28 protein-coding genes and 1 other annotated feature are annotated in these 25,621 nt (G+C 43.9%); all 28 genes read right to left on the bottom strand.

Annotated elements, in window-relative coordinates; translation table 11 throughout:
• Positions 1–3: 3 nt before the first annotated feature.
• Positions 4–336, bottom strand: coding sequence for a 50S ribosomal protein L22 (gene rplV, locus L6I86_RS32265; protein WP_028557490.1), 333 nt, complete (start codon positions 334–336; stop codon positions 4–6).
• A 29-nt stretch (positions 337–365) separates the two neighbouring features.
• Positions 366–644, bottom strand: coding sequence for a 30S ribosomal protein S19 (gene rpsS, locus L6I86_RS32260; RefSeq protein ID WP_028557491.1), 279 nt, complete (start codon positions 642–644; stop codon positions 366–368).
• Between the two features lie 48 nt (positions 645–692).
• On the bottom strand, positions 693–1,523 hold the full coding sequence (rplB, locus tag L6I86_RS32255) for a 50S ribosomal protein L2 (RefSeq protein WP_056618285.1): 831 nt from the start codon (positions 1,521–1,523) through the stop codon (positions 693–695).
• A 29-nt stretch (positions 1,524–1,552) separates the two neighbouring features.
• Positions 1,553–1,843, bottom strand: coding sequence for a 50S ribosomal protein L23 (rplW, locus tag L6I86_RS32250; RefSeq protein ID WP_056618288.1), 291 nt, complete (start codon positions 1,841–1,843; stop codon positions 1,553–1,555).
• Positions 1,840–2,466 carry a 50S ribosomal protein L4 gene (gene rplD / locus L6I86_RS32245; RefSeq protein WP_056618294.1) on the bottom strand — a complete coding sequence of 209 codons (627 nt, stop codon included), beginning with the start codon at positions 2,464–2,466 and terminating at the stop codon, positions 1,840–1,842. The genes rplW and rplD overlap by 4 nt, the downstream gene beginning before the upstream one ends.
• A gap of 16 nt (positions 2,467–2,482) precedes the next feature.
• The gene (gene rplC, locus L6I86_RS32240) at positions 2,483–3,106 is read right to left on the bottom strand and encodes a 50S ribosomal protein L3 (RefSeq protein WP_056618299.1); all 624 of its coding nucleotides are present in this window, start codon (positions 3,104–3,106) and stop codon (positions 2,483–2,485) included.
• Positions 3,107–3,149: 43 nt separating this feature from the next.
• On the bottom strand, positions 3,150–3,458 hold the full coding sequence (gene rpsJ, locus L6I86_RS32235) for a 30S ribosomal protein S10 (RefSeq protein ID WP_028557496.1): 309 nt from the start codon (positions 3,456–3,458) through the stop codon (positions 3,150–3,152).
• Between the two features lie 412 nt (positions 3,459–3,870).
• Entirely contained in the window at positions 3,871–5,061 is a 1,191-nt protein-coding gene (tuf, locus tag L6I86_RS32230) for an elongation factor Tu (protein WP_028557497.1), read from the bottom strand.
• 39 nt (positions 5,062–5,100) lie between these two features.
• On the bottom strand, positions 5,101–7,176 hold the full coding sequence (fusA, locus tag L6I86_RS32225) for an elongation factor G (protein WP_056618302.1): 2,076 nt from the start codon (positions 7,174–7,176) through the stop codon (positions 5,101–5,103).
• Between the two features lie 39 nt (positions 7,177–7,215).
• Entirely contained in the window at positions 7,216–7,686 is a 471-nt protein-coding gene (gene rpsG, locus L6I86_RS32220) for a 30S ribosomal protein S7 (RefSeq protein WP_028557499.1), read from the bottom strand.
• 44 nt (positions 7,687–7,730) lie between these two features.
• Positions 7,731–8,150: a 30S ribosomal protein S12 gene (gene rpsL / locus L6I86_RS32215; protein WP_028557500.1), complete on the bottom strand. Its 420-nt coding sequence runs from the start codon at positions 8,148–8,150 to the stop codon at positions 7,731–7,733.
• 162 nt (positions 8,151–8,312) lie between these two features.
• The gene (locus L6I86_RS32210; protein WP_056618306.1) at positions 8,313–8,564 is read right to left on the bottom strand and encodes a ribosomal L7Ae/L30e/S12e/Gadd45 family protein; all 252 of its coding nucleotides are present in this window, start codon (positions 8,562–8,564) and stop codon (positions 8,313–8,315) included.
• Positions 8,565–8,746: 182 nt separating this feature from the next.
• Positions 8,747–12,367 carry a DNA-directed RNA polymerase subunit beta' gene (rpoC, locus tag L6I86_RS32205; protein WP_056618310.1) on the bottom strand — a complete coding sequence of 1,207 codons (3,621 nt, stop codon included), beginning with the start codon at positions 12,365–12,367 and terminating at the stop codon, positions 8,747–8,749.
• 69 nt (positions 12,368–12,436) lie between these two features.
• Positions 12,437–15,976 carry a DNA-directed RNA polymerase subunit beta gene (gene rpoB / locus L6I86_RS32200; RefSeq protein WP_056618311.1) on the bottom strand — a complete coding sequence of 1,180 codons (3,540 nt, stop codon included), beginning with the start codon at positions 15,974–15,976 and terminating at the stop codon, positions 12,437–12,439.
• Between the two features lie 355 nt (positions 15,977–16,331).
• On the bottom strand, positions 16,332–16,928 hold the full coding sequence (locus tag L6I86_RS32195; RefSeq protein ID WP_236292822.1) for a class I SAM-dependent methyltransferase: 597 nt from the start codon (positions 16,926–16,928) through the stop codon (positions 16,332–16,334).
• 189 nt (positions 16,929–17,117) lie between these two features.
• Complete coding sequence (gene rplL, locus L6I86_RS32190; RefSeq protein ID WP_056618322.1) at positions 17,118–17,480, bottom strand: 50S ribosomal protein L7/L12; 363 nt, start codon at positions 17,478–17,480, stop codon at positions 17,118–17,120.
• 63 nt (positions 17,481–17,543) lie between these two features.
• The gene (rplJ, locus tag L6I86_RS32185) at positions 17,544–18,053 is read right to left on the bottom strand and encodes a 50S ribosomal protein L10 (protein WP_236292821.1); all 510 of its coding nucleotides are present in this window, start codon (positions 18,051–18,053) and stop codon (positions 17,544–17,546) included.
• A gap of 68 nt (positions 18,054–18,121) precedes the next feature.
• Positions 18,122–18,275, bottom strand: a sequence feature (ribosomal protein L10 leader region).
• Positions 18,276–18,329: 54 nt separating this feature from the next.
• Complete coding sequence (gene rplA / locus L6I86_RS32180) at positions 18,330–19,022, bottom strand: 50S ribosomal protein L1 (RefSeq protein ID WP_028557507.1); 693 nt, start codon at positions 19,020–19,022, stop codon at positions 18,330–18,332.
• Positions 19,023–19,138: 116 nt separating this feature from the next.
• Positions 19,139–19,564, bottom strand: coding sequence for a 50S ribosomal protein L11 (rplK, locus tag L6I86_RS32175; protein WP_028557508.1), 426 nt, complete (start codon positions 19,562–19,564; stop codon positions 19,139–19,141).
• Positions 19,565–19,699: 135 nt separating this feature from the next.
• Positions 19,700–20,233 (bottom strand): transcription termination/antitermination protein NusG, encoded by a 534-nt coding sequence (nusG, locus tag L6I86_RS32170; protein WP_028557509.1) that lies wholly within the window; start codon positions 20,231–20,233, stop codon positions 19,700–19,702.
• A 24-nt stretch (positions 20,234–20,257) separates the two neighbouring features.
• On the bottom strand, positions 20,258–20,470 hold the full coding sequence (gene secE, locus L6I86_RS32165; RefSeq protein WP_047683213.1) for a preprotein translocase subunit SecE: 213 nt from the start codon (positions 20,468–20,470) through the stop codon (positions 20,258–20,260).
• Between the two features lie 19 nt (positions 20,471–20,489).
• Positions 20,490–20,639 (bottom strand): 50S ribosomal protein L33, encoded by a 150-nt coding sequence (gene rpmG / locus L6I86_RS32160; RefSeq protein ID WP_079418041.1) that lies wholly within the window; start codon positions 20,637–20,639, stop codon positions 20,490–20,492.
• Between the two features lie 223 nt (positions 20,640–20,862).
• Complete coding sequence (gene sigH, locus L6I86_RS32155; RefSeq protein WP_028557511.1) at positions 20,863–21,507, bottom strand: RNA polymerase sporulation sigma factor SigH; 645 nt, start codon at positions 21,505–21,507, stop codon at positions 20,863–20,865.
• Positions 21,508–21,626: 119 nt separating this feature from the next.
• On the bottom strand, positions 21,627–22,139 hold the full coding sequence (locus L6I86_RS32150) for an NYN domain-containing protein (RefSeq protein WP_056618332.1): 513 nt from the start codon (positions 22,137–22,139) through the stop codon (positions 21,627–21,629).
• A gap of 5 nt (positions 22,140–22,144) precedes the next feature.
• Entirely contained in the window at positions 22,145–22,885 is a 741-nt protein-coding gene (gene rlmB, locus L6I86_RS32145; protein WP_056618335.1) for a 23S rRNA (guanosine(2251)-2'-O)-methyltransferase RlmB, read from the bottom strand.
• Positions 22,886–22,920: 35 nt separating this feature from the next.
• Positions 22,921–23,355, bottom strand: coding sequence for a Mini-ribonuclease 3 (locus L6I86_RS32140; protein ID WP_276574925.1), 435 nt, complete (start codon positions 23,353–23,355; stop codon positions 22,921–22,923).
• The gene (gene cysS / locus L6I86_RS32135) at positions 23,352–24,752 is read right to left on the bottom strand and encodes a cysteine--tRNA ligase (RefSeq protein ID WP_236292820.1); all 1,401 of its coding nucleotides are present in this window, start codon (positions 24,750–24,752) and stop codon (positions 23,352–23,354) included. Before cysS ends, L6I86_RS32140 begins: the two co-directional genes overlap by 4 nt.
• Positions 24,749–25,405 (bottom strand): serine O-acetyltransferase, encoded by a 657-nt coding sequence (cysE, locus tag L6I86_RS32130; protein WP_056618342.1) that lies wholly within the window; start codon positions 25,403–25,405, stop codon positions 24,749–24,751. Before cysE ends, cysS begins: the two co-directional genes overlap by 4 nt.
• Between the last annotated feature and the right edge of the window lie 216 nt (positions 25,406–25,621).

Raw genomic sequence — 25,621 nt, 5'->3', positions numbered from 1 at the left:
TCCTTATTTTTCAGATACCACGATTGTAATGTGGCTGGTACGTTTTTTGATCGCGCTAGCGCGGCCCATTGCACGTTGTTGGAATCTTTTCATTGTTGGCCCTTGATTTACGAAAGTCTCGGAAACAACAAGTTTATTTGGATCTAATGAATAGTTATGCTCTGCATTGGCAATTGCGGAATTCAATAGTTTCTCCAGAATTGGAGAAGCTGCTTTTGGTGTATGACGCAAAATTGCGATCGCTTCACCTACCGCTTTTCCCCGAATCAAGTCAACAACTAGCTTTGCTTTACGAGGAGCAATCCGAGCGTGGTTCAATATTGCTTTAGCTTGCATGGTAGTACCTCCTCTCGGTTAAAAATGAATTAACGTTTTCCGGTTTTCTTATCGTCATCGTGACCTTTATACGTACGTGTTGGAGCAAATTCACCAAGCTTATGCCCAACCATATCTTCCGTTACATATACTGGCACGTGTTTTCTTCCGTCATATACTCCGAAAGTGTGACCAACGAATTGCGGGTAAATTGTAGAACGACGGGACCACGTTTTGACAACTAATTTCTTGCCAGAAGTGTTTAAGTCTTCTACTTTTTTCAGTAAGTGACCATCAATAAATGGACCCTTCTTTAAGCTGCGACCCATGGGTGTTCCTCCCTTCCTTGAACCTCAAGAGAATGTCTATATCCTAGATTACTTCGTACGGCGACGTACAATGTATTTATCGGATGCTTTACCTTTTTTACGAGTTTTGAAACCAAGCGTCGGTTTACCCCATGGAGACATAGGTGATTTACGTCCGATTGGTGCGCGTCCTTCACCACCACCGTGTGGGTGATCATTCGGGTTCATAACAACCCCACGAACTTGAGGACGATTGCCTTTCCAACGATTACGTCCTGCTTTACCGATTTTCACTAGTTCGTGATCTTCGTTACCAACAGAACCGATTGTTGCGCGGCAAACTTTTAGTACTTTACGAACTTCACCGGATGAAAGGCGAATTGTAACGTATGATTCTTCTTTACCAAGCAATTGAGCTTCAGTACCAGCTGCGCGCACAAGTTGTGCACCTTTACCAGGTTTCAACTCAATGTTGTGGATAACTGTACCAACTGGAATGTTTTCCAATGGAAGAGCGTTACCTACTTTGATATCTGCTTGAGGTCCAGAAACGATACGATCATCCACTTTAAGACCTTTAGGAGCGATGATGTATTTTTTCTCTCCATCAGCATAATGAATCAATGCGATGTTCGCGGAACGGTTAGGATCGTACTCAACTGTAGCAACGCGTCCTGGTATTCCATCTTTAGTACGTTTGAAATCGATAATACGGTATTTACGCTTGTGTCCACCACCATGGTGACGAACCGTAATTTTACCTTGGTTGTTACGACCAGCATGCTTGAACAAAGGAGCAAGCAATGATTTCTCGGGTGTTGATGTTGTGATTTCTTCAAATGTAGAAACCGACATCGCACGACGAGCTGGTGAGGTTGGTTTGTATTTTTTAATTGGCACTCTGTTTCCTCCTTACTTCAAGAAATGGGTTATACCGTTTCGAAGAATTCCAATTCTTTGCTCTCAGCGCTTAGGGACACGATAGCTTTCTTCCAGATGGAAGTGTAACCAGAGTGTTTGCCATAACGTTTAGGCTTAGCTGGCATTCTGAGTGTGTTTACATTTGTAACTTTCACTTTGAAGATTGCTTCGATAGCTTGTTTAATTTCTGTTTTGTTAGCGCGAAGATCCACTTCGAAAACATACTTTTTGTTAGCCATTAGGTCGCTTGTACGCTCAGTGATGATCGGGCGCTTGATAATGTCGCGTGGATTTTTCATTGTGCAAGCACCTCCTCAACTTTCTGTACAGCCTCTTGCGTTAAGATCAATTTGTCATAAAGCATGACATCAAGAACGTTAACTCCATCAGCAGCAACAAATTTTACACCTGGGATATTACGAGCAGATAACGCTACATTGGAGTCGTTAGGTACGCCTACAACTAGTACTTTTGTATCTACTTTCAGGTTGTTCAAAATAGCAACGAATTCTTTCGTTTTCGGAGCATTCAATTGAAGTTGATCCAGAACGATCAAGTTGTTATCGATAAGTTTCGAGGACAAAGCGGATTTGATCGCTAAGCGACGAACTTTTCTTGGCAATTTGAAACCATAGCTACGAGGAGTTGGTCCGAATACGGTACCGCCGCCTTTCCACTGTGGAGCACGAATACTACCTTGACGCGCACGACCTGTACCTTTTTGTTTCCAAGGTTTACGACCACCGCCGCGAACTTCTGAACGACCTTTTGTTTTGTGAGTTCCTTGACGCACAGCTGCTTGTTGTAAAAGAACAGCTTCGTGAATCGCATGAACGTGAGGCTCAATTCCGAAAACAACGTCAGACAGTTCAATTTCTCCTACCTGAGCACCTGTTACATTATATAAAGCTACTTTTGGCATCTGTCTTCCTCCTTTCTTACTTTTTCACAGCAGACTTCACGCTAACGTAGCTGTTTTTAGGACCCGGAATGGAACCTTTAACTAGCAATACATTACGCTCAGCATCTACTTTAATGATTTGAAGATTTTGCAATGTTACCGTTTCGTTACCCATATGTCCTGGCAATTTCTTACCTTTAGGAACGCGGTTTGCTTGAATGGAACCCATCGAACCTGGTCCGCGGTGATAACGTGATCCGTGTGCCATTGGCCCAGTGGATTGGTTATGTCTTTTGATGTTACCTTGGAAACCTTTACCTTTGGAAGTACCCGTTACATCAACGAATTCGCCCTCTGCGAACAGATCCGCCTTCAGTTCTTGACCAACTTCATAGTCACCCAACTGAATGCCACGAATTTCTTTAACGTAGCGCTTAGGCGTTGCCCCTGCTTTTTTCGCATGGCCAAGCTCTGGTTTAATGATACGGCTAGCTTTTACATCATCAAAACCGATTTGGATCGACTCATAACCATCGTTATCCACATCTTTCTTTTGCAGTACCACACATGGTCCTGCTTGAATGACAGTTACCGGAACAACATTACCCTCCGGAGTAAACAACTGTGTCATCCCAAGTTTTTTCCCTAAGATACCTTTCATCGTTGACACCTCATTTCCTTCCATTGTTAACTCTATAGTTTTTTTACAGTTTGATCTCGATGTCAACGCCAGACGGTAAGTCTAGACGCATTAGAGCATCAACTGTTTGTGGTGTTGGATTCACAATATCGATTAGACGCTTATGCGTACGCATTTCGAATTGCTCACGCGAATCCTTGTACTTGTGCACCGCACGAAGAATCGTGATGATTTGCTTCTCTGTCGGAAGCGGAATCGGACCGGATACACCTGCACCGGAACGCTTGGCAGTTTCCACGATTTTCTCAGCTGATTGATCAATAATTCTGTGATCATAAGCCTTCAAACGGATACGAATTTTTTGCTTTGCCATTTAAAAGTCCCTCCTTCTATCGCCCAATTTATTATCGGACATACTCCGCGAAAATTCTCCAACAGCCATCCCCATGGCAAAGGGGCCTGGTGTGTCGGCAACCTTTCGCATCATCGCAACGTCACAGACCAACGTTTAATATTATATAAAATTATAAAACGAAAAGCAAGTGAAATTTTAGGCATATACACATATTTATTTACACGTGATTTTCTCTTCTATATTAATAACAATCCGCTGTCGTTTTCTGAATCCGTTTCTACATTATAATAAAAGATTATTATTAAAACCACTGCATTCTGTTTCCAATCGATCTTAGCAGTAGAGCTTCATTATCTTAGCCGCGGTTATCCTATAAACGAAAAAACATCCACCGATAAATCGATGGATGTTTCGATCTCTCAAAGAGAGATTATTTTTGAATTGTAGCAACCGCGCCCGCACCAACTGTACGTCCGCCTTCGCGAATCGCGAAACGTGTTCCTTCTTCGATTGCGATTGGGTTGATTAGTTCTACAGTAACTGTGATGTTATCACCTGGCATAACCATCTCAGTTCCTTCTGGAAGGGAGATGATACCCGTTACGTCAGTTGTACGGAAGTAGAACTGTGGACGGTAACCAGTGAAGAAAGGCTTATGACGGCCACCCTCTTCTTTAGTTAGAACGTAGATTTGTGCTGTAAAGTTTGTGTGTGGTTTAACTGAACCTGGTTTCGCAAGAACTTGTCCACGCTCGATATCTTTACGATCAACACCACGAAGCAATGCCCCAATGTTATCACCAGCTTGAGCGGAATCAAGCAATTTACGGAACATCTCTACACCAGTTACGATGCATTTACGAGTTTCTTCAGCGATACCAACGATTTCAACTTCTTCTTGTACTTTAACAGTACCACGCTCAACACGACCAGTTGCAACTGTTCCACGACCAGTGATTGAGAATACATCCTCAACTGGCATAAGGAAAGGTTTGTCTGTTTGACGCTCAGGAGTTGGGATGTAAGTATCAACTTGCTCGAACAACTCGATGATTTTGTCAGCCCAAGGACCATCTGGGTTTTGAAGAGCTTCACGAGCTGCTCCACGGATGATTGGAGTATCATCGCCTGGGAACTCATATTCGTTAAGAAGGTCGCGAACTTCCATCTCAACCAATTCAAGCAACTCTTCGTCTTCAACCATGTCACATTTGTTAAGGAATACCACGATGTATGGTACGCCTACTTGACGGGAAAGAAGAATGTGCTCACGCGTTTGTGGCATAGGGCCATCAGCTGCGGAAACAACTAGGATAGCGCCGTCCATTTGAGCAGCACCAGTGATCATGTTTTTAACATAGTCAGCATGTCCTGGGCAGTCTACGTGTGCGTAGTGACGGTTAGGAGTTTCGTACTCAACGTGAGCTGTGGAGATTGTGATACCGCGCTCGCGCTCTTCTGGTGCTTTATCGATTTGGTCGAATGCTACTGCAGCTCCACCGTATCTTTTGGACAGTACAGTTGTGATTGCAGCTGTCAAAGTAGTTTTACCATGGTCGACGTGACCGATAGTACCGATGTTAACATGCGGTTTGTTACGTTCAAATTTAGCCTTTGCCATTTTAAACGATTCCTCCTTAGAGTGACTATTAGTTTTATATTAAGCGCCTTTGCCTTTTGCAATAATTTCTTCTGCAATGGACTTAGGTACTTCTTCATAATGTGAAAGTTCCATGGAGTAAACACCACGGCCTTGTGTTCTTGAACGAAGTGTTGTGGAATATCCAAACATTTCGGACAAAGGCACCTTAGCACGGATGATTTGCGCGCCATGACGGTTATCCATACCTTCGATACGTCCACGACGGGAGTTAAGGTCACCCATAACATCGCCCATGTACTCTTCTGGCACAGTAACTTCAACCTTCATGATTGGCTCAAGAAGAACCGGTTTACATTTTTCTTTTGCAGCTTTAAGTGCCATGGAACCCGCGATTTTGAACGCCATTTCATTGGAGTCAACATCATGGTACGATCCATCAACAACTGTAGCTTTGATATCCACAAGCGGGAATCCTGCGATTACACCGTTTTTCATGGATTCTTCGATACCAGCTTGAATAGGTGCGATGTACTCTCTTGGAATAGATCCGCCCACTACTTTGCTTTCGAAAATGAAACCTGTGCCAGCTTCTTGAGGTTCGAACTCAACCCAACAATGTCCGTATTGACCACGACCACCGGATTGACGAACGAATTTACCTTCAACTTTAGCTGCCGCGCGGAATGTTTCACGATAAGCAACTTGTGGTTTACCTACATTGGTTTCTACTTTGAACTCGCGAAGCATACGGTCAACTAGGATCTCAAGGTGAAGCTCACCCATACCTGCGATGATCGTTTGTCCTGTTTCTTCGTCTGTGGAAGCACGGAAAGTAGGATCCTCTTCAGCAAGCTTTTGCAATGCGATACCCATTTTATCTTGATCGGCTTTCGTCTTCGGTTCAACAGCAAGCTGGATAACCGGTTCAGGGAAGACCATTTTCTCAAGAATAACTGGGTTTTTCTCATCACAAAGTGTATCACCAGTCGTTGTATCTTTCAATCCAACGGCAGCGGCAATGTCACCAGCGTAAACAATGCTGATCTCTTGACGGCTGTTCGCATGCATTTGCAGGATACGACCAACGCGCTCACGTTTGCCTTTTGTCGCGTTAGAGACATAGGAACCGGAGTTCAAGGTACCAGAGTAAACACGGAAGAACGTAAGACGACCAACGAAAGGATCTGTCATGATTTTGAAAGCAAGCGCTGAGAACGGTTGATCATCAGCAGACTTACGAACCACTTCAGTACCATCGTCAAGTACACCTTTAATATCAGGTACATCAAGTGGTGATGGCAGGTAGTTAATTACCGCATCCAACATCAATTGTACACCTTTGTTTCTGTAAGAAGACCCTACGATAACTGGGAAGATTTTCACTTCGCAGACACCTTTACGTAGAGCTGCTTTGATCTCGTCAACAGTGATTTCTTCGCCTTCGAGATATTTCATTGTAAGCTCTTCATCAAGCTCAGCAACTTTCTCGATTAGTTCCAAACGAAGTTCTGCAACTTGATCTTTGAACTCAGCAGGAATTTCGATTTTCTCGATGTCCTTACCAAGATCGTCTTTGTACATATACGCAACTTCATCAACCAAATCGATGATTCCTTTGAAATCACTCTCAGCACCGATTGGAAGTTGAATAGCTACAGCATTTGCACCAAGTTTTTGACGCATGGACTCAACAACTTGCAGGAAGTCTGCACCGATGATGTCCATTTTGTTTACGTAAGCAATACGTGGAACGTTGTATTTATCAGCTTGTCTCCAAACTGTTTCGGATTGAGGTTCAACGCCCTCTTTCGCGCTAAATACACCAACTGCTCCATCTAACACACGAAGGGAACGCTCTACCTCAACGGTAAAGTCAACGTGCCCTGGGGTATCAATAATATTGATGCGGTGACCTTCCCATTGCGCAGTTGTAGCGGCGGAAGTAATCGTGATTCCGCGCTCTTGCTCCTGCTCCATCCAGTCCATCGTAGCTGCACCTTCGTGCACTTCTCCGATTTTGTGAACTTTACCAGTGTAGTACAAGATACGCTCTGTTGTAGTCGTTTTACCAGCATCGATATGAGCCATGATCCCGATATTACGTGTGTTTTTTAAGGAGAACTCTCTAGCCATAGGTCGTTATGTCTCCTTTCTGTTAATTGTATTTGAATTCTACCAACGGTAGTGAGCGAAAGCTTTGTTAGCTTCAGCCATTTTGTGTGTATCTTCACGTTTCTTAACGGAAGAACCTGTGCTATTGCTAGCATCGATAATTTCATAAGCCAATCTTTCTTCCATCGTCTTCTCACCGCGAAGACGGGAATAGTTAACCAACCAACGCAAACCTAATGTCGAACGACGATCAGGTCTAACTTCGATAGGTACTTGATAGTTTGCTCCACCAACACGGCGAGCTTTAACTTCTAGTACTGGCATAATGTTTTTGATAGCAGCTTCAAACACTTCCATCGGCTCTTTACCTGTACGATCTTTCACGAGGTTAAAAGCGTTGTATAGAATCGTTTGTGCTACCCCTCTTTTTCCATCAACCATAATACGGTTGATAAGACGAGTAACTAGTTTGCTATTATAAATAGGATCTGGCAATACGTCTCTGCGAGTAACTGGACCTTTACGAGGCATAGTTATCCCCCTTTCTTATAAGAATCATCCCTGATTATTATCTCTTATTTTTTAACTTTCGGACGTTTCGTACCGTATTTGGAACGGGATTGCTTACGGTTGTTAACACCGGAAGTATCTAGAGCTCCACGAACGATGTGATAACGTACCCCTGGAAGATCTTTAATTCTACCACCACGGATCAATACAACACTGTGTTCTTGCAGGTTGTGACCGATACCTGGGATATAAGCTGTCACCTCTACGCGGTTCGTTAAACGAACACGTGCGTATTTACGAAGTGCGGAGTTAGGCTTCTTAGGAGTCATAGTACCCACACGCGTGCAGACACCACGTTTTTGAGGAGCGCTCAAATCCGTTGCTTCTCTTTTCAAAGCGTTAAAACCTTTTTGTAAAGCTGGTGATTTGGACTTATCCACCTTCGCTTGACGACCTTTACGTACTAGTTGGTTAATTGTTGGCATATCGCCACCTCCTCCCTACATTCATAACATGATGTGCTTCTTGCAAGCCCACAGATCCAGGCGAGTCATAAATGAGCAAAGAGAAAGTCTTTGTTATGGAGAGCTGTCAAAGTCACGAAAACTTACACAAACTTCTTCCACTAACAAAAACGCCTTTAGCACTTATTCATTTACAACAGCTGCTACCGCAGCTCCAACTTCAATTCCACATGCTTTACCTAGCATCTTCATAGAATCTACGTAGGTTACAGGCACACCCATCTGCGTACAGAGAGCTACCAGATTTATCGTCAATCGCGGATCTGCATCTTTAGAAACAAAAACTTCTATCGCCTTACCTTGCTCGACTGTTTTTGTAACCTTCTTCGTGCCTACACATCTATTCTTCGCCTGTTTGACTATTTCATAAGACATTAGGCACCCCCTTCAAAGAAAGGAAAGAATATCGACTTAGGCACACTTCGATATATTATCATTTTGATTCGGTAGTGTCAAGGGTTAGTTTAAGTAATTCTACTATGCAGATGACCTTTGCTTTTAAACAAAAAGAGATAGCGCACCCCTAATCAAGTGGCTACCTCTTTCTTTATAGTTAATTACTCAACAGCAACTGTTTCTTTTTCCAAATCTTCATCCAAAACGACAACCTCATTCGGGTTCGTGATTCGAATATTACGGTATCTTGGCATACCTGTTCCCGCAGGGATCAGTTTACCGATGATAACATTCTCTTTCAAACCTAACAATTGGTCGACTTTCCCCTTAATCGCTGCATCTGTCAAGACACGTGTAGTCTCTTGGAAAGACGCCGCTGATAAGAAGGAATCCGTTTCAAGGGAAGCTTTGGTAATACCGAGCAAGATTGGACGAGCAACCGCAGGCTCTGTGCCAGCGAACAAAGCAACTTTATTAGCTGCTTCATACTCATGAATATCAACGAATGAACCAGGTAGAAGCGTTGTATCACCCGCGTCTACGATGCGGATTTTCCGTAGCATTTGACGAACCATAACTTCAATATGTTTATCGTTAATTTCTACCCCTTGGTTACGATATACACGTTGTACTTCTTGAAGAATATAGTTCTGAACGCCGCGAATTCCTTTGATGCGAAGCATTTCTTTCGGATCGATAGATCCGTCCGTTAGCTCGTCACCAGCTTCAACTTGTTGATTCAACGAAACACGCACACGAGATCCGTAAGGAACTGCATATACTTTGGATTCCGCTTCACCTTGAACTTCGATTTCACGACGATCCTTAGCTTCACGAATTTCCTTAACGACACCGTCGATTTCGGAAATAATCGCTTGACCTTTCGGATTACGTGCTTCAAAGAGCTCTTGAATACGTGGCAAACCTTGTGTAATATCGTCTCCGGCAACACCACCGGTATGGAACGTACGCATCGTCAACTGTGTTCCTGGCTCACCAATGGATTGCGCGGCAATAATACCAACTGCCTCACCAACCTCAACGAATTGACCAGTAGCCAAGTTACGACCATAACATTTCTTACAAACACCATGATTGGTGCGGCAGCTAAGTACAGAACGAATTTGAAGTTTCTCGATACCTGCTTCAATAATACGATCTGCAATACCAGATTCAATAAGCTCATTACGTTGTACAATCACTTCACCTGTTTGTGGATGACGAAGCGTTTCATAGGCGTAGCGTCCTTCAATACGATCGTAAAGATCCTCAATAACCTCTTTACCGTCTTGAATTTTGCTAACCATAAAGCCTTTATCAGTTCCACAATCATCTTCACGAACGATAACATCTTGTGCTACGTCAACTAGACGACGAGTCAAGTAACCTGAATCCGCTGTACGAAGTGCTGTATCGGCAAGACCTTTACGCGCTCCGTGTGTGGAAATAAAGTATTCTAAGATTGTCAGACCTTCACGGAAATTCGATTTAATCGGCAACTCCATAATTTTACCCGATGGATTCGCCATCAAACCACGCATACCGCCAAGCTGTGTAATCTGGGATTTGTTACCCCGTGCCTTGGATTCAACCATCATGGAAATAGAGTTGTATTTATCTAGGGATTTCATCAAAATCTCAGTGATTTCATCCTTCGCCTTACTCCAGATCGCAATAACGCGGTCGTAACGCTCTTCATCCGTAATCAAACCACGACGGTATTGGTTCGTAACTACACGTACTTTCTCTTCACATTCCTTAAGGATTGCTACTTTTTCGGTTGGAACTACAACGTCAGAGACAGCTACAGTAATACCGGCTTTTGTTGAATACGTGAATCCAAGCTCTTTAATTTTATCAAGAATCATCGATGTTTGCGTTGTGTGGTACTTACGGAAGCACTCAGCAATAATCGATCCTAAATATTCTTTACCTACCGCTTTGTTCTCATCACGTTCCAACATGATTGCTTTCAGATCTGCACCTTTTTCAAATACGAAATGTGCATCTGGAATACCATTCAAGAGGTTCGTTTTGGTCGGCTCATTGATGAATGGGAAATCAGCTGGATAAATTTCGTTCATAATGATTTTACCGATCGTTGTGATCAACATAGCGTTTTGTTGCTTCTCTGTGAAACTTGTTTTGTTCAATGCTTTTGCAGGGATAGCTACACGTGCGTGTAGTGCCATTTTGCCCGATTGGTAGGAAGAAACTGCTTCATGAACGGTTCTAATGATAGAACCAGCACCTTTAGCAAATTTGTTATCCGTCGTTAAGTAGAAACTTCCCAGAACCATATCCTGTGAAGGTGTAACAACCGGTTTACCGTCTTTCGGATTCAAAATGTTACCCGATGCTAACATGAGCAAGCGAGCTTCAGCTTGTGCTTCTGAGGACAATGGAACGTGAACGGCCATTTGGTCACCGTCGAAGTCAGCGTTGTAAGCTGTACAAACAAGCGGGTGAAGTTTAATAGCGCGGCCTTCAACCAGAATCGGTTCAAAAGCTTGAATACCCAATCTATGCAACGTAGGTGCACGGTTCAGAAGAACCGGATGCTCCTTAATAACTTCTTCAAGAACGTCCCAAACATCTGGACTTACGCGCTCAACTTTACGCTTCGCACTCTTGATGTTATGAGCCAAACCTTTATTCACAAGCTCTTTCATAACGAAAGGCTTAAACAATTCAAGCGCCATTTCCTTCGGAAGACCACATTGGTACATCTTCAGGTTAGGTCCTACAACGATAACGGAACGACCAGAGTAGTCAACACGTTTACCGAGCAAGTTTTGACGGAAACGACCTTGTTTACCTTTCAGCATATGGCTGAGAGATTTCAAAGGACGGTTACCCGGACCTGTTACTGGACGGCCGCGACGACCGTTATCGATCAATGCATCAACCGCTTCTTGAAGCATCCGTTTCTCATTTTGAACAATGATATCCGGTGCGCCTAGGTCGAGCAATCTCTTTAGACGGTTGTTACGGTTGATAACACGGCGATAGAGATCATTCAAATCGGATGTCGCAAAACGACCACCGTCAAGCTGTACCATCGGGCGAAGCTCAGGAGGGATAACTGGCAGTACATCCAGTACCATCCAACCAGGCAAGTTCTTCGAGTTACGGAATGCTTCCATAACTTCCAGACGCTTAATCGCACGATTACGACGTTGACCTTGTGCTGTTTTGAGTTCTTCTTTGAGTGTGTCTACTTCGCGTTCGATATCAATATCGATAAGCAACTTTTTGACAGCTTCCGCACCCATGCCTGCTTGGAAAGCATAGCCGTATTTCTCACGATAGCTACGGTATTCTTTCTCAGACAATAGTTGCTTCTTCTCAAGAGGCGTATCACCTGGATCCGTTACTACGTAGGATGCGAAGTAGATAATTTCTTCCAACGATCTTGGAGACATATCTAGTGCAAGACCCATACGGCTAGGAATCCCTTTGAAGTACCAAATGTGTGACACAGGAGCAGCAAGTTCAATGTGCCCCATGCGTTCACGACGTACTTTTTGACGGGTTACTTCAACGCCACAACGGTCACAAACAACGCCTTTATAACGAACACGTTTGTACTTACCGCAATGACATTCCCAATCTTTCGTAGGTCCGAAGATCTTTTCACAGAAAAGACCTTCTTTCTCAGGTTTTAAGGTTCTGTAGTTAATCGTTTCCGGCTTCTTTACTTCCCCACGGGACCAAGAGCGAATTTTATCGGGTGATGCCAAGCCGATTTTCATAAACTCGAAGTTGTTAACGTCCATCAAGGAGCAACCCTCCTTTAAGAAATTTAAACCCACTTTACAGTGAATCGTTCTCGTTCTATTGCAGTATTACTATTCGTTGACCCCAAGCTCGGAGCCCTCAATGTTTAGGTTTAATTTATCGCTCGTCACTTCGTCGTCGTCATCAGCTTCGCGCATTTCGATCTCTTCTTCGTCGCCAGACAGGATCTTAACATCCATACCTAAACTTTGAAGCTCTTTAATCAAAACTTTGAAGGACTCCGGAACGCCTGGTTCTGGAACGTTCTCGCCTTTGACAATGGATTCGTACGTTTTCACACGGCCCACAACGTCATCTGACTTAACAGTAAGAATTTCTTGCAATGTATAAGCAGCTCCGTAAGCCTCGAGTGCCCATACCTCCATCTCCCCGAAACGTTGTCCACCGAACTGCGCTTTACCACCCAGCGGCTGCTGAGTAACAAGGGAGTAAGGTCCTGTGGAACGGGCATGGATTTTATCGTCAACCATGTGTGCTAGTTTGATCATGTACATCACGCCAACGGTTACTTCGCGTTCGAAGGACTCTCCTGTACGACCATCGTACAGAATCGTTTTACCGCTACGTTGCATACCTGCTTCTTCCATGGCATCGAATACGTCATACTCACGCGCTCCATCGAATACCGGTGTTGCAGCATGAATACCCAAATACTTGGAAGCCATACCTAAGTGAACTTCAAGTACTTGACCGATGTTCATCCGAGAAGGAACCCCTAGTGGATTCAGAACGACTTCAACCGGTGTACCATCTGGAAGGAAAGGCATATCTTCTTCAGGGAGAATACGTGCTACTACCCCTTTGTTACCATGACGTCCCGCCATTTTGTCGCCTTCGGAAATTTTCCGCTTTTGAGCGATATAGACACGAACGAGTTGGTTTACACCTGGAGGCAGCTCATCGCCATTCTCACGGGTAAATACTTTCACATCAACAACAATACCATCTGTACCATGCGGTACGCGTAGGGACGTGTCACGAACCTCACGAGCCTTCTCACCGAAGATTGCGTGCAGCAATCTTTCTTCCGCTGTTAACTCCGTTACACCCTTCGGTGTTACTTTACCAACGAGGATGTCGCCAGCGCCGATTTCGGCACCAACACGAATGATTCCGCGCTCATCAAGATTCTTAAGTGCGTCTTCCCCTACGTTCGGGATGTCGCGAGTAATTTCTTCAGGTCCTAGCTTCGTATCACGAGCTTCGGATTCGTATTCCTCAATATGAATGGAGGTATACACATCTTCTTTAACTAGCTTTTGGCTAAGCAAAATCGCATCCTCATAGTTGTAACCTTCCCAAGTCATGAAAGCTACGACTACGTTACGTCCAAGCGCCAATTCACCTTGTTCAGTAGATGGTCCATCAGCAAGGATATCGCCGGCTTTGATCAATTGGCCTTTTTTAACAATCGGACGTTGATTAATGCAAGTACCTTGGTTAGAACGCATAAATTTGTGAAGCTTATATTTCACGATGTTGCCACTAACTAGCTTGCCGTCAACCATTTCTTGGCGACGCAACCAAATTTCATTCGCAGCAGCTTTCTCAATAATTCCATCAAATTTGGAGACAATACATACTCCTGAGTCCTTAGCAACCTTGTGCTCCATTCCTGTACCTACAAGCGGAGCTTTAGGGATAAGAAGTGGAACTGCTTGACGCTGCATGTTGGAACCCATTAACGCACGGTTGGAGTCATCGTTTTCAAGGAACGGGATTAACGCTGTTGCGACAGAAACAACCTGTTTCGGAGAAACGTCCATGTAGTCGACACGTTCAACCGGTAGTGTTAAGTTGTCATCTTTGTAACGAACGATAATCGCATCTTCGACGAATTTGTTTTCTTCCGTCAATTTCGCATTCGCTTGCGCGATAACGTAGTTATCTTCTTCATCTGCTGTCAGGTAAGCGATTTGATCAGTAACCAAACCAGTCTTCGGATCTACCCAACGGTACGGAGCTTCAATGAAGCCATACTCATTAATACGGGCAAACGTAGACAAGGAGTTGATCAAACCAATGTTCGGTCCCTCAGGCGTCTCAATAGGACACATACGGCCATAGTGAGAGTGATGCACGTCACGAACTTCCATCCCTGCGCGTTCTCTCGTCAAACCACCGGGTCCGAGTGCAGACAGACGTCTCTTATGCGTCAATTCAGCAAGTGGATTCGTTTGGTCCATAAACTGAGAAAGCTGGGAACTACCAAAGAACTCTTTGATCGATGCGATAACAGGACGAATATTGATCAACGCTTGCGGCGTGATCACGTTAGCGTCTTGAATCGACATACGCTCACGAACAACACGTTCCATACGGGAAAGACCGATACGGAATTGATTTTGAAGCAATTCACCTACAGAACGAAGTCGACGGTTACCAAGATGGTCAATATCATCCGTATTTCCAATACCATGAAGTAAGTTAATAAAGTAGTTAATGGAAGAGATGATATCGGCAGGCGTGATGTTTTTGACAGCTTTATCAATTACACCGTTAGAGATAACCTTAACTACCTTGCCTTCTTCCGTTGGTGAGTAAACATTAATGCACTGGACAGGAATTGTATCCGCGCCAGTTACACCTTTAGGAATCGTAAACTCTTTATATCCTGCGCCCTTTTCAATAAAAGGTAGGATTTCATCTAACACACGACGGTCCAATAACTGACCAGCTTCAGCAATGATTTCTCCCGTTTCGGAATCTACCAATGTTTCAGCCAAACGTTGATTGAACAAGCGGTTTTTGATGTGCAATTTTTTGTTGATTTTGTAGCGACCTACATTAGCCAAATCGTAACGCTTCGGATCAAAGAAACGAGCAACGATCAAGCTTCTTGCATTATCAAGCGTAGGAGGCTCACCCGGACGAAGACGCTCATAGATTTCGATTAACGCTTTTTCCGTAGAATCCGTGTTATCTTTATCTAGCGTGTTACGAATATATTCGTTATCGCCAAGTAAATCTAGAATCTCAGCATCCGTACCAAATCCTAATGAACGAAGCAATACGGTAACTGGAATTTTACGCGTGCGATCAATACGAACGTAGATGATATCTTTCGCATCTGTCTCAAGTTCCAGCCATGCTCCACGGTTAGGAATCACTGTTGCTGTGTAAGTTTTTTTGCCGTTTTTATCCACTTTCGTGCTATAATAAACACTGGGAGAACGAACGAGCTGGGAGACGATTACACGCTCCGCACCGTTAATAATGAACGTTCCCGTATCAGTCATAATAGGGAAATCCCCCATGAACACTTCTTGTTCCTTGACCTCACCGGTTTCCTTATTAATCAAACGGACTTTGACTCTTAACGGCGCCGCATACGTTACGTCGCGTTCTTTGGATTCATCAACGGAATACTTAGGATCGCCTAAGCTATAGTCAATGAACTCCAGTACTAGGTTCCCTGTAAAATCCTGAATCGGGGAGATATCCTGAAACATCTCACGAAGTCCCTCTTCCAAAAACCACTCATAGGATTTTTGCTGGATTTCAATCAGGTTTGGAATGCCCAGAACCTCATTAATTCGTGCATAAGTCCTGCGTTTACGTCGTCCAAATTGAACAAGATGTCCCGCCAACTTTCATTCACCCCTCAACTCTACTCAATAAATAAAAAGAAAGAAGAAAAACTTCGACCGACGTACACTCAGGACGCCTCCGTTAGTGGAGCCCGTCCGAATTAAGCGACTGTATGGATGAAGGTTTTTTTCTGTATTCAATAACTTTTCAAGATTTTCTTCCCATCCTGTTAGAATTTCCCAAAATTCAAACATTATACGTTGTGGGTTCAAATTCTATGCATAAAGACCGAAAAAAGACTTGACATTTTTACTAACTAAAGACATGTGTCCCATCTTAATACTGACATTTTTTTAATAATATCACATTTGAAATGTCAAGTCAAACAAATTCCCACGTATATTCACAATAGATTTACTTCGTCGCTTTAAGAATGCGGTAGCCTTTGTCCTTCGAAACCTCTAGCACTTCACTGTACACGGTTTCCAGCTTCTTCACTGCCGATGGCGCCCCTTGCTTCTTCTGGATGACGACCCACAGGGAGCCCCCATCTTTCAAGCAATCGTAAGCATCAACAAAAATCTTATGGACCGTTTCTTTCCCCGCACGGATCGGCGGATTGGTCAGAACGGCGTCAAACTTCTTATCCTTCACCTTTTCCAACAGATCGCTCTGAAGAATAGTGACATTGGTAATACCATTTCGCCGCGCATTTTCTGCCGAAAGTTCAACTGCTCTTTCATTGATGTCGAGCATTGTCACATGCCCTTTCGGACACATAACTGCTGCACTCAGCCCCATCGGCCCGTAGCCACAGCCCACATCGAGAACACTAGCATCTTCCGATAGTTCCATCGTCTCTATTAAATGCTTACTTCCATAATCGACACCTTTTTTAGAAAACACACCCGCATCTGTTAAAAACGTATATGTCTTACCACGAAGCATTTCCTGCGTTGTATGGACATCGCTTTTTACGGTCGGCTTTTGTGTGTAGTAATGCTCTGACACGTTTGAATTCCCTCCTTTTCTACCTATAGGAAAATCCAATAACCACGTGTGTTCCTAAGGCTTTCCTAAGGGTAAAAACTTAGGCACAATAAACAGCAATGCCGTTCATATCCTGTGAAACTATCGTACTTAAATGTTGAAAAAAACCTCTTGAAGTCAAGCTTCAAGAGGTTTCCTAAGAAAAAGAAATTACTTAACTTCTACGGAAGCGCCAGCTTCAGTAAGCTTAGCTTTAACAGCGTCTGCTTCTTCTTGGCTAACTTTTTCTTTAACTGCTTTTGGAGCTCCGTCAACAAGGTCTTTCGCTTCTTTCAGGCCAAGACCTGTGATTTCGCGAACTACTTTGATTACGTTGATTTTGGATGCGCCAGCGCTTGTCAAGATAACGTCAAACTCAGTTTGAGCTTCTTCAACTGCTACTGCTGCTACGCCTGCTGCTACTGGAGCTGCTGCTGTAACGCCAAACTCTTCTTCGATTGCTTTAACCAGGTCGTTCAATTCCAAGATTGTCATGCCTTTGATTGCTTCTAGGATCGTTGCATTTGTGCTCATGGTTAAACCTCCATTATCATTAATAAATTATTTTTTGTTTGTAAAACGTTCCGTACATGAAAATTAAGCTTGACCTTCAGCTTCTTTTTTCTCTGCAACTGCTTTAACAGCAAGAGCAAAGTTACGAACTGGAGCTTGAAGAACGCTAAGCAACATGGAGAGAAGACCATCTCTGGATGGAAGTTCTGCTAGTGCTTTGATTTCTGCGGATCCAACTACGCGGCCTTCGACCACGCCAGCCTTCACGCTCAATTTATCGTTCTTTTTCGCAAATTCAGTCAAGATTTTAGCTGGGGAGATTACATCGTCTTTGCTGAAAGCAATAGCTGTTGGTCCTGTTAGGAACTCATCCAACTCAGTCAGTTCAGCGTTAGCCGTTGCGCGTCTCGCCAGGGAGTTCTTAAGAACTGTAAATTCGATACCAGCTTCACGTAAGCTTTTGCGCAGCTGAGTTACTTGAGCTACGTTCAAACCACGGTAATCTGCCACGACTGTACAAGAACTAGCTTTGAACTTTTCAGTTACTTCAGCTACTGCTAGTTCTTTCTCTGCAAGAATTTTCGCGTTTGCCATAGTACACCTCACTTCTTATGCATTTATCTTTCAAGATCGCAAACAGTAGGAGCATTAGCATTTCTTATCTATGAATAAGAAATGCCTTCGTAGACGCTACGAAGGCATGATGTGTTCACTTTTTCCCTGACGTGCAAAGAAATCGTTATATATATCATAACACCTCGGTAGGAAATTAAGCTCTTCAGCACCTACTGTCTACGGTTTGCATATTCATTTTTAGGACCTTTGATAGAGTATCACGCCCAGCAACCGAAGTCAACTGGTAGCTTTTACTTATCTGAAGGATGACAGGTTCACACGTACGCTTGGACCCATTGTGGAGGATACAGCAATGTTCTTAAGGTATACACCTTTAGCCGCTGCTGGTTTCGCACGAACAAGTGCATCAACCAATGCTTTGAAGTTTTCGTTCAACTTGTCTGCATCGAAAGATACTTTACCAAGTGGAGCATGGATTTGGCCTGCTTTATCAAGACGGTATTCGATTTTACCAGCTTTGATCTCTTGAACAGCTTTGGTAACGTCGAAAGTAACTGTTCCTGCTTTAGGGTTTGGCATTAAACCTTTACCCCCGAGGATACGACCCAGTTTACCAACTTCGCTCATCATGTCCGGAGTAGCTACGCAAACATCGAACTCGAACCAACCTTGTTGAATTTTGTTGATCATGTCTGCATCACCAACAAAATCTGCACCAGCTGCTTCAGCCTCTTTTGCTTTCTCGCCTTTTGCAAATACGAGAACGCGTTTTGTTTTACCAGTACCGTGTGGAAGTACAACAACACCACGAACAGCCTGATCTTGTTTTCTTGGGTCTACACCCAGACGAACTGCAACATCTACAGTTTCATCGAATTTAGCAGGAGCTGTTTTCTTAACAAGCTCGATTGCTTCTGACGGATCATACAAAGTTTCAGCATTTACAAGCTGAGCTACTTCGCGGTATTTTTTACCGTGTTTAGGCATAATATTTATCCTCCTTAGTGGTATTAGCGGATAATCCTCCCACCGAGCGACCTCCATGTTTTCGTAGAAAACACTTCTGTAGGCTTCGAGCTTACACAGTCGCATTCCTTGCGGAATTAATCTTCGATGACGATTCCCATGCTGCGAGCAGTACCCTCAACCATACGCATTGCAGCCTCAACGGATGCAGCATTTAGGTCAGGCATTTTTTGTTCAGCGATTTCGCGAACTTTAGCGCGTTTCACAGTTGCAACTTTCTTCTTGTTCGGTTCACCTGATCCTTTTTCGATACCAGCAACGACGCGAAGAAGAACTGCAGCCGGAGGCGTTTTAGTGATGAATGTAAAGGAACGGTCTTCGAAAACTGTGATTTCAACTGGAATGATTAGACCAACTTGATCAGCAGTACGAGCGTTAAACTCTTTACAGAAAGCCATAATGTTCACACCTGCTTGACCCAATGCTGGACCGATCGGTGGTGCTGGATTTGCTTTCGCAGCTTGAACTTGTAGCTTCACGATTTTAATAACCTTTTTTGCCATGATAGACACCTCCTTGCAGTAATATAGGAGTCTTCGACGAATCAAAGCCTCGCTATTCAGGAAACTAATGCGATCCCACTAACGTAGGTCTATCCCAAGGAATAGACCTGGTAGACCCTTTTGGTTGTCATGCCCTTAGAGTTTTTCCACTTGGTCGAAATCGAGCTCAAGCGGTGTTTCTCTTCCGAACATGTTGACATGTACCTTCAGTTTACCCTTATCGGCAATAATCTCTTCGACAGAGCCAACAAAGTTTGCAAATGGACCCACCTTGACGCGTACGGTTTCTTTCAGTTCGAAGTCAATTACTTCCTTCGGTTCTTCCATTCCCATATGCTTCAGAATCGATTCAACTTCCTCAGGTAATAATGCAGTTGGTTTAGAGCCAGATCCTGTAGAACCTACGAATCCAGTTACTCCTGGCGTATTACGTACTACGTACCATGAGTCGTCAGTTTGAATCATTTCCACGAGAACATATCCTGGATAAACTTTACGCATAACGACTTTTTTCTTGCCGTCTTTGTTTACCAGTTCTTCTTCCATAGGCACAAGCACACGGAAGATCTTGTCCGTCATTTCCATAGACTCAACGCGCTTCTCTAAGTTGGCTTTCACTTTGTTCTCATACCCTGAATAGGTATGTACGACGTACCATCTTTTTTCCATGAATAAATTCACCTATAGTCCTGTTTATTTAAAAACAAGGCGCAGCAACTCAGAAATTCCTAGATCCAGCACAAAAAAATAAATAGCAACAAAAGTTACTGTACCTATAACGACAAGCGTATAAGTAGTCATCTCTTTGCGACTTGGCCACTTGACCTTTTTGAGTTCTGACCAACTGTCGGTGAAGAAGGAAAAAGTGGATCCGAAGCTTTGTCTCATTCTAGCCAAGAACGCCACAAACTACACCTCCAAAGAACTACCTAGTCTCGCGATGAGCAGTATGTTCATTGCAAAATTTGCAATATTTCTTCAACTCAATACGGTCGGGATTGTTGCGCTTATTTTTAGTGGATGCATAGTTTCTTTGTTTGCAATTTGTGCACGCTAATGTGATGATGACCCGCATGATGTACACCTCCTACAGACACTTTCTAATTAAAGCCCTTCTAAGCGCATCAAAAAGAAAGCGACTTTTAGGGCTACCTGAAACACTTTATCACAACTGTCCCCCGAGTGTCAAGGTAGAAGTCTCACAAATGCAAGAGTATCACCAGTATAGGCTCTCCCGAGGGTTACTAAACATACTAAGAAAGAAAAACACCCGTACAGCTCATGCGGCACGGGCATTTCTATAAATCTCTGACTTCCAAATACCGCTCAAGCTTGCGCTTAACACGTTGGAGAGCATTGTCAATTGACTTCACATGGCGATCGAGATCCACAGCAATTTCTTGATAGGATCTGCCATCGAGATAGAGCATCAGCACTCTACGCTCTAAGTCACTTAAAATCTCTCCCATTTTATCTTCAAGTCCCGTAAACTCTTCTTGATTAATAACCAATTCCTCGGGATCTGTTACCCGGGAGCCGCTAATAACATCGAGCAGTGTACGATCAGAATCTTCATCATAGATGGGCTTATCCAAGGACACGTAGGAATTAAGAGGTATATGCTTTTGACGAGTTGCTGTCTTAATCGCCGTGATGATCTGCCGCGTGATACACAGTTCAGCAAAGGCTTTGAATGAAGCAAGCTTGTCTCCTCGGAAGTCGCGGATAGATTTATATAAACCTATCATGCCTTCCTGCACAATATCTTCTCGGTCTGCACCTATCAAAAAATAAGAACGTGCTTTGGCACGAACAAAATTCTTATACTTGTTGATAAGATATTCCAAAGCTTCGCTACTGCCTTCACGGACGGCTTCGACAATGTCTTCATCTGGCTTGAGGTCATAATCATACATTCTCAGTTCTTTGAGGTCGACACTCACCAACAATCCCTCCGGCCTGCAAGACTACCCAGATTTCACTATAAAAGTTAGGTTAAGTATACATGATGAAATCTCACACCGTCAACGGGGAACCCCACCATTTCTAGCATTTGGAGGATTTACTCCCCTCTTCGCCATCGTTCTAACTTCGCTTTCATCTCGTCACTCAGCTTGCCTCCGAATGGATTTCGTTTAGTTGTCGTCTCAGTTACTATGCGTTCACGAACCTCTTTACGATTCTGTTTAATTTTCACTAGCAGTTCTTTCGCGGGCATGCGAAGCGCTCCCTTACCAAATATAACATGCTGCTCAATCATATCTGACGTCGCCACGAATATTTCCTTGCGCCTTCCCATCAGATTCGTAACCAATCGCTCGATTCGCTCATCTGCGGTTTCCTTCTCTTTGGTATAGAGCACAGCTAGTTTATTCTGCACGTATTTCTTGCCCAGTCCAGGTACCATGTAGGCATCAAAAACTAAATAGACCTTCATACCTGAAAAGGATTGAAATTCTGCAAGCATATGGATCAAACCGTCACGTGCACCTTCAAGATCGGTATCCTTTAATTTACTCAACTCAGGCCAGGCGCCGATAATGTTGTAGCCATCTACAATTAGGATCTGTTCCATCCCATTTAGCTCTTATTGCGCTGTCTTACCACTTCATACATCAATACACCCGCGGCAACAGAGGCATTCAATGAATTAACATGTCCCGCCATTGGCAGCTTGACTAAGAAGTCGCATCTTTCTTTAATGAGTCGACCCACACCTTTACCTTCGTTTCCAATAACCAAGGCAATCGGGATCGTAAAGTTGGCTTTATAGACATCTTGAGCAGCCGTAACATCCGTACCCGCAACCCAAACACCTTGTTCCTTTAATTGCTCTATCGTTTGCGAAATATTCGTCACACGTGCCACCGGCACATATTCAACTGCGCCCGCAGATGTTTTGGAAACTGTTGCCGTTAACCCTACGGACCGGCGCTTCGGTATAATCACACCATGAACCCCCGTACAATCAGCTGTACGCAGGATGGAACCCAGGTTATGCGGATCTTCAATTTCATCGAGTATCAAAATGAACGGTTCTTGCCCGAGCGCTTTCGCCTTGGCTAAGATATCCTCCACTTCTACATAGGCATAGGCTGCAACTTGTGCAACGACTCCTTGATGTTGGAGCCCCTCTGCCATTTGATCCAGCTTACGCTTGTCCGTAAATTGGACAATAATGCCTAGATTCTTGGCTTCTGCCACAATCGGTCCTGCGAATTGTTTCTGCGCACCTTCGGCAATCCATATTTTATTAATTGTCCGGCCGGCACGAAGCGCCTCCAATACGGAGTGCTTCCCGCCAATAATGTCTTCATCCATCCAAATTCCTCCTAAAAGTACGTGCGAACGCTTGTCTATTTCTGTTTATCATTAAACGAGATTGCGAAATCTAATATCTCTTTCAATCGCTCAAAGGATTGTTTGTAATATAAATATCCGATTAAGCACTCAAACGCGGTGCTGTGCCGGTATTCCAGCACATCCGCGTTTTTGGCTGTTGTTCCTGACTTGGCATTGCGCCCCCGCTTCACGATGTCTACTTCTTCTTCCGTTAGTGTGGGCATCAAGGCCGTTAATAATTTGGACTGCGCTTTGGCAGACACAAAACCTGTTGAAGCCTTATGCAAATGATTAGGGCGATGATTCGCCCCTGAGATGACATATTGTCGGATATAGACTTCATACACCGCATCACCAATATACGCTAACACAAGCGGATTTAATAAATGTGGACTTTTCGAAGGCGGGAAGGAAAACAAGTTAGCAGCATCAAGATTCATTTCGGTCATTTGCGGCGCCAGCGGATACCTTGCGGTGTATCTTCAAGGAATATCCCTTTCTCCGTCAGCAAATCACGGATTTCATCCGCGCGTGCCCAATTCTTCGATTTCCGTGACTCCGTACGTTCAACGATCAACTGCTCGATCTCTTCATCCAGCAATTCATCTGCTTGTTGTGAAAGAATGCCCAGCGTTGCGTCGAATGCTTCTAGCTGTTCCAAGTACAGTTTCACTGCATCCGCATGTACCCGCTCCTGTTGCAAGTACAAGTTGGCTTCTGCAACGAGATCGAATACCGCGGTAATCGCATCCGGCGTATTGAAATCATCATTCATTTTATCCACGAATTGTTTCGAAATTGCCTGCAGTTTATCTGTAATTCCCGCTTCAACTTCGCCAGTAGCAGATGCTGTAGCTAATCGGTGCTTCATATTATCGTAAGCATTCTGAATCCGTTCCAACGCATTCGCCGCTTGCTTCAAACTTTCATCACTGAAATTAAGTGGATTCCGATAATGAGCCGATAACATGAAGAAACGGAATACTTGCGGTTTAATCTGTTTAACTAGATCGCGAATTAAAATACCATTTCCGAGTGATTTCGACATTTTCTCATTATCGATATTTAGAAAAGCATTGTGCAACCAATAATTGGCCATTGGATGACCCGTTACCGCTTCGGTTTGAGCAATCTCACATTCATGGTGAGGGAACGTTAAATCTTGCCCGCCTCCGTGAATATCAATCGTTTCACCCAAATATTTGCGCACCATTGCGGAGCACTCAATATGCCAGCCTGGGCGACCTTGTCCCCAAGGGCTATCCCAATAAATCTCACCTGGTTTCGCCGCTTTCCATAGCACAAAGTCCTGTGGATTTTCTTTGCGTTCATCCACCTCAATACGAATTCCGTGCTGAAGCTCTTCCAGATTTTGTTTAGAGAGCTTGCCGTAATCCGTGAATTTAGAAGTCCGATAATAGACATCGCCGCGAGCTTCATAAGCGAAATCCTTCTCTACAAGCGCAGCAATGAAGTCGATGATTTCTTGAATGTTCTCCGTTACACGCGGATTCAGCGTGGCATCATGAACACCCAAAGATTGGATATCTTCTAAGAATGCCGCGATGAACGTTTCAGCAAGTTCTGGTACAGAAACTGCCATCTCTTCGGCTTTGCGAATCATTTTATCATCCACATCGGTAAAGTTCGTAATATAGTTGACTTCATAATTCTGCGATTCCAAATAACGGCGAACCACGTCGAAAAATATTACAGGACGTCCGTTGCCAATATGAATATAGTTGTATACGGTTGGACCACATACGTACATCTTCACTTTGCCAGGTTCAATCGGAACAAACTCTTCCTTCTTGCGCGTTAAGGTATTATATACTTTGAGTGTCATGTTCTCCTCAATTCTCCATTCTGCTTCCGTTCTTCTTCCAATTGGAATTTCAACTCATTAATTTGATTTTGTAATTCTTGGAAAATATCAACGATCGGATCGGGCAAATTGCCATGATCTAATCTATTCACACGGACACCGTCTCGCTTCACAAGTTTGGCAGGTATCGTAACGACCGTGCTATTGGATGGAACCTCCTGAATCACTACAGCATTAGAGCCAATACGTGAGTTCTCACCTACGAGGAAGGACCCGAGAATTTTGGCACCAGAACCAATAACTACATTATTGCCAATTGTTGGGTGTCTCTTACCTTTCTCTTTCCCCGTTCCACCTAAAGTTACACCTTGGTACAAGATCACATCATCCCCGATCTCGCAGGTTTCCCCGATGACAACACCCATCCCGTGGTCAATAAACAACCTTCTGCCAATTGTTGCTCCTGGATGGATTTCAATGCCTGTCATGAATCGGCTTATTTGAGAAACGATACGTGCCAGGGTAAACATCCTTCTTGTATAAAACCAATGTCCAATCCGATGCGACCAAATCGCATGAAGTCCCGAATACGTAAAAACAACCTCAAACCAACTGCGCGCTGCGGGGTCATTATCGAATACGGCGGATATATCAGATTTGATCGTTGACCACATATGCTCACCTTCTTGCCTAGAATGATGTTGGAATAAATAAAAAAAGCCCCTGCAGCCCTAAGGCTGCAGAGGCGTGGTTATCGCGGTTCCACTCTGCTTGGTGACTCGGAAGTCTCCCAACTCAAACCCGTAACGTGGGTGTTCCGGCTGCGCCTACCCTACTCGGTGAGTATTCGGCGCGGCTGCTCCCAGGTGCATTTCTGATTACAAGGATTG

Origin of the sequence: Paenibacillus allorhizoplanae, assembly GCF_927798215.1 — a bacterium.
Lineage (GTDB): Bacteria > Bacillota > Bacilli > Paenibacillales > NBRC-103111 > Paenibacillus_E > Paenibacillus_E allorhizoplanae.
Note: the sequence above shows the minus strand (reverse complement) of the source record. Positions and strands in the feature narration are given on the sequence as shown.

Excerpts from the sequence above, each read along its gene's own strand:
- rplV (WP_028557490.1), bottom strand. The coding sequence starts at position 336 with ATGCAAGCTAAAGCAATATTGAACCACGCTCGGATTGCTCCTCGTAAA.
- rpsS (WP_028557491.1), bottom strand. The coding sequence starts at position 644 with ATGGGTCGCAGCTTAAAGAAGGGTCCATTTATTGATGGTCACTTACTG.
- rplW (WP_056618288.1), bottom strand. The coding sequence starts at position 1,843 with ATGAAAAATCCACGCGACATTATCAAGCGCCCGATCATCACTGAGCGT.
- rplD (WP_056618294.1), bottom strand. The coding sequence starts at position 2,466 with ATGCCAAAAGTAGCTTTATATAATGTAACAGGTGCTCAGGTAGGAGAA.
- rplC (WP_056618299.1), bottom strand. The coding sequence starts at position 3,106 with ATGAAAGGTATCTTAGGGAAAAAACTTGGGATGACACAGTTGTTTACT.
- rpsJ (WP_028557496.1), bottom strand. The coding sequence starts at position 3,458 with ATGGCAAAGCAAAAAATTCGTATCCGTTTGAAGGCTTATGATCACAGA.
- tuf (WP_028557497.1), bottom strand. The coding sequence starts at position 5,061 with ATGGCAAAGGCTAAATTTGAACGTAACAAACCGCATGTTAACATCGGT.
- fusA (WP_056618302.1), bottom strand. The coding sequence starts at position 7,176 with ATGGCTAGAGAGTTCTCCTTAAAAAACACACGTAATATCGGGATCATG.
- rpsG (WP_028557499.1), bottom strand. The coding sequence starts at position 7,686 with ATGCCTCGTAAAGGTCCAGTTACTCGCAGAGACGTATTGCCAGATCCT.
- rpsL (WP_028557500.1), bottom strand. The coding sequence starts at position 8,150 with ATGCCAACAATTAACCAACTAGTACGTAAAGGTCGTCAAGCGAAGGTG.
- L6I86_RS32210 (WP_056618306.1), bottom strand. The coding sequence starts at position 8,564 with ATGTCTTATGAAATAGTCAAACAGGCGAAGAATAGATGTGTAGGCACG.
- rplL (WP_056618322.1), bottom strand. The coding sequence starts at position 17,480 with ATGAGCACAAATGCAACGATCCTAGAAGCAATCAAAGGCATGACAATC.
- rplJ (WP_236292821.1), bottom strand. The coding sequence starts at position 18,053 with ATGGCAAACGCGAAAATTCTTGCAGAGAAAGAACTAGCAGTAGCTGAA.
- rplA (WP_028557507.1), bottom strand. The coding sequence starts at position 19,022 with ATGCCTAAACACGGTAAAAAATACCGCGAAGTAGCTCAGCTTGTAAAT.
- rplK (WP_028557508.1), bottom strand. The coding sequence starts at position 19,564 with ATGGCAAAAAAGGTTATTAAAATCGTGAAGCTACAAGTTCAAGCTGCG.
- nusG (WP_028557509.1), bottom strand. The coding sequence starts at position 20,233 with ATGGAAAAAAGATGGTACGTCGTACATACCTATTCAGGGTATGAGAAC.
- rpmG (WP_079418041.1), bottom strand. The coding sequence starts at position 20,639 with ATGCGGGTCATCATCACATTAGCGTGCACAAATTGCAAACAAAGAAAC.
- L6I86_RS32150 (WP_056618332.1), bottom strand. The coding sequence starts at position 22,139 with ATGGAACAGATCCTAATTGTAGATGGCTACAACATTATCGGCGCCTGG.
- rlmB (WP_056618335.1), bottom strand. The coding sequence starts at position 22,885 with ATGGATGAAGACATTATTGGCGGGAAGCACTCCGTATTGGAGGCGCTT.
- L6I86_RS32140 (WP_276574925.1), bottom strand. The coding sequence starts at position 23,355 with ATGACCGAAATGAATCTTGATGCTGCTAACTTGTTTTCCTTCCCGCCT.
- cysS (WP_236292820.1), bottom strand. The coding sequence starts at position 24,752 with ATGACACTCAAAGTATATAATACCTTAACGCGCAAGAAGGAAGAGTTT.
- cysE (WP_056618342.1), bottom strand. The coding sequence starts at position 25,405 with ATGTGGTCAACGATCAAATCTGATATATCCGCCGTATTCGATAATGAC.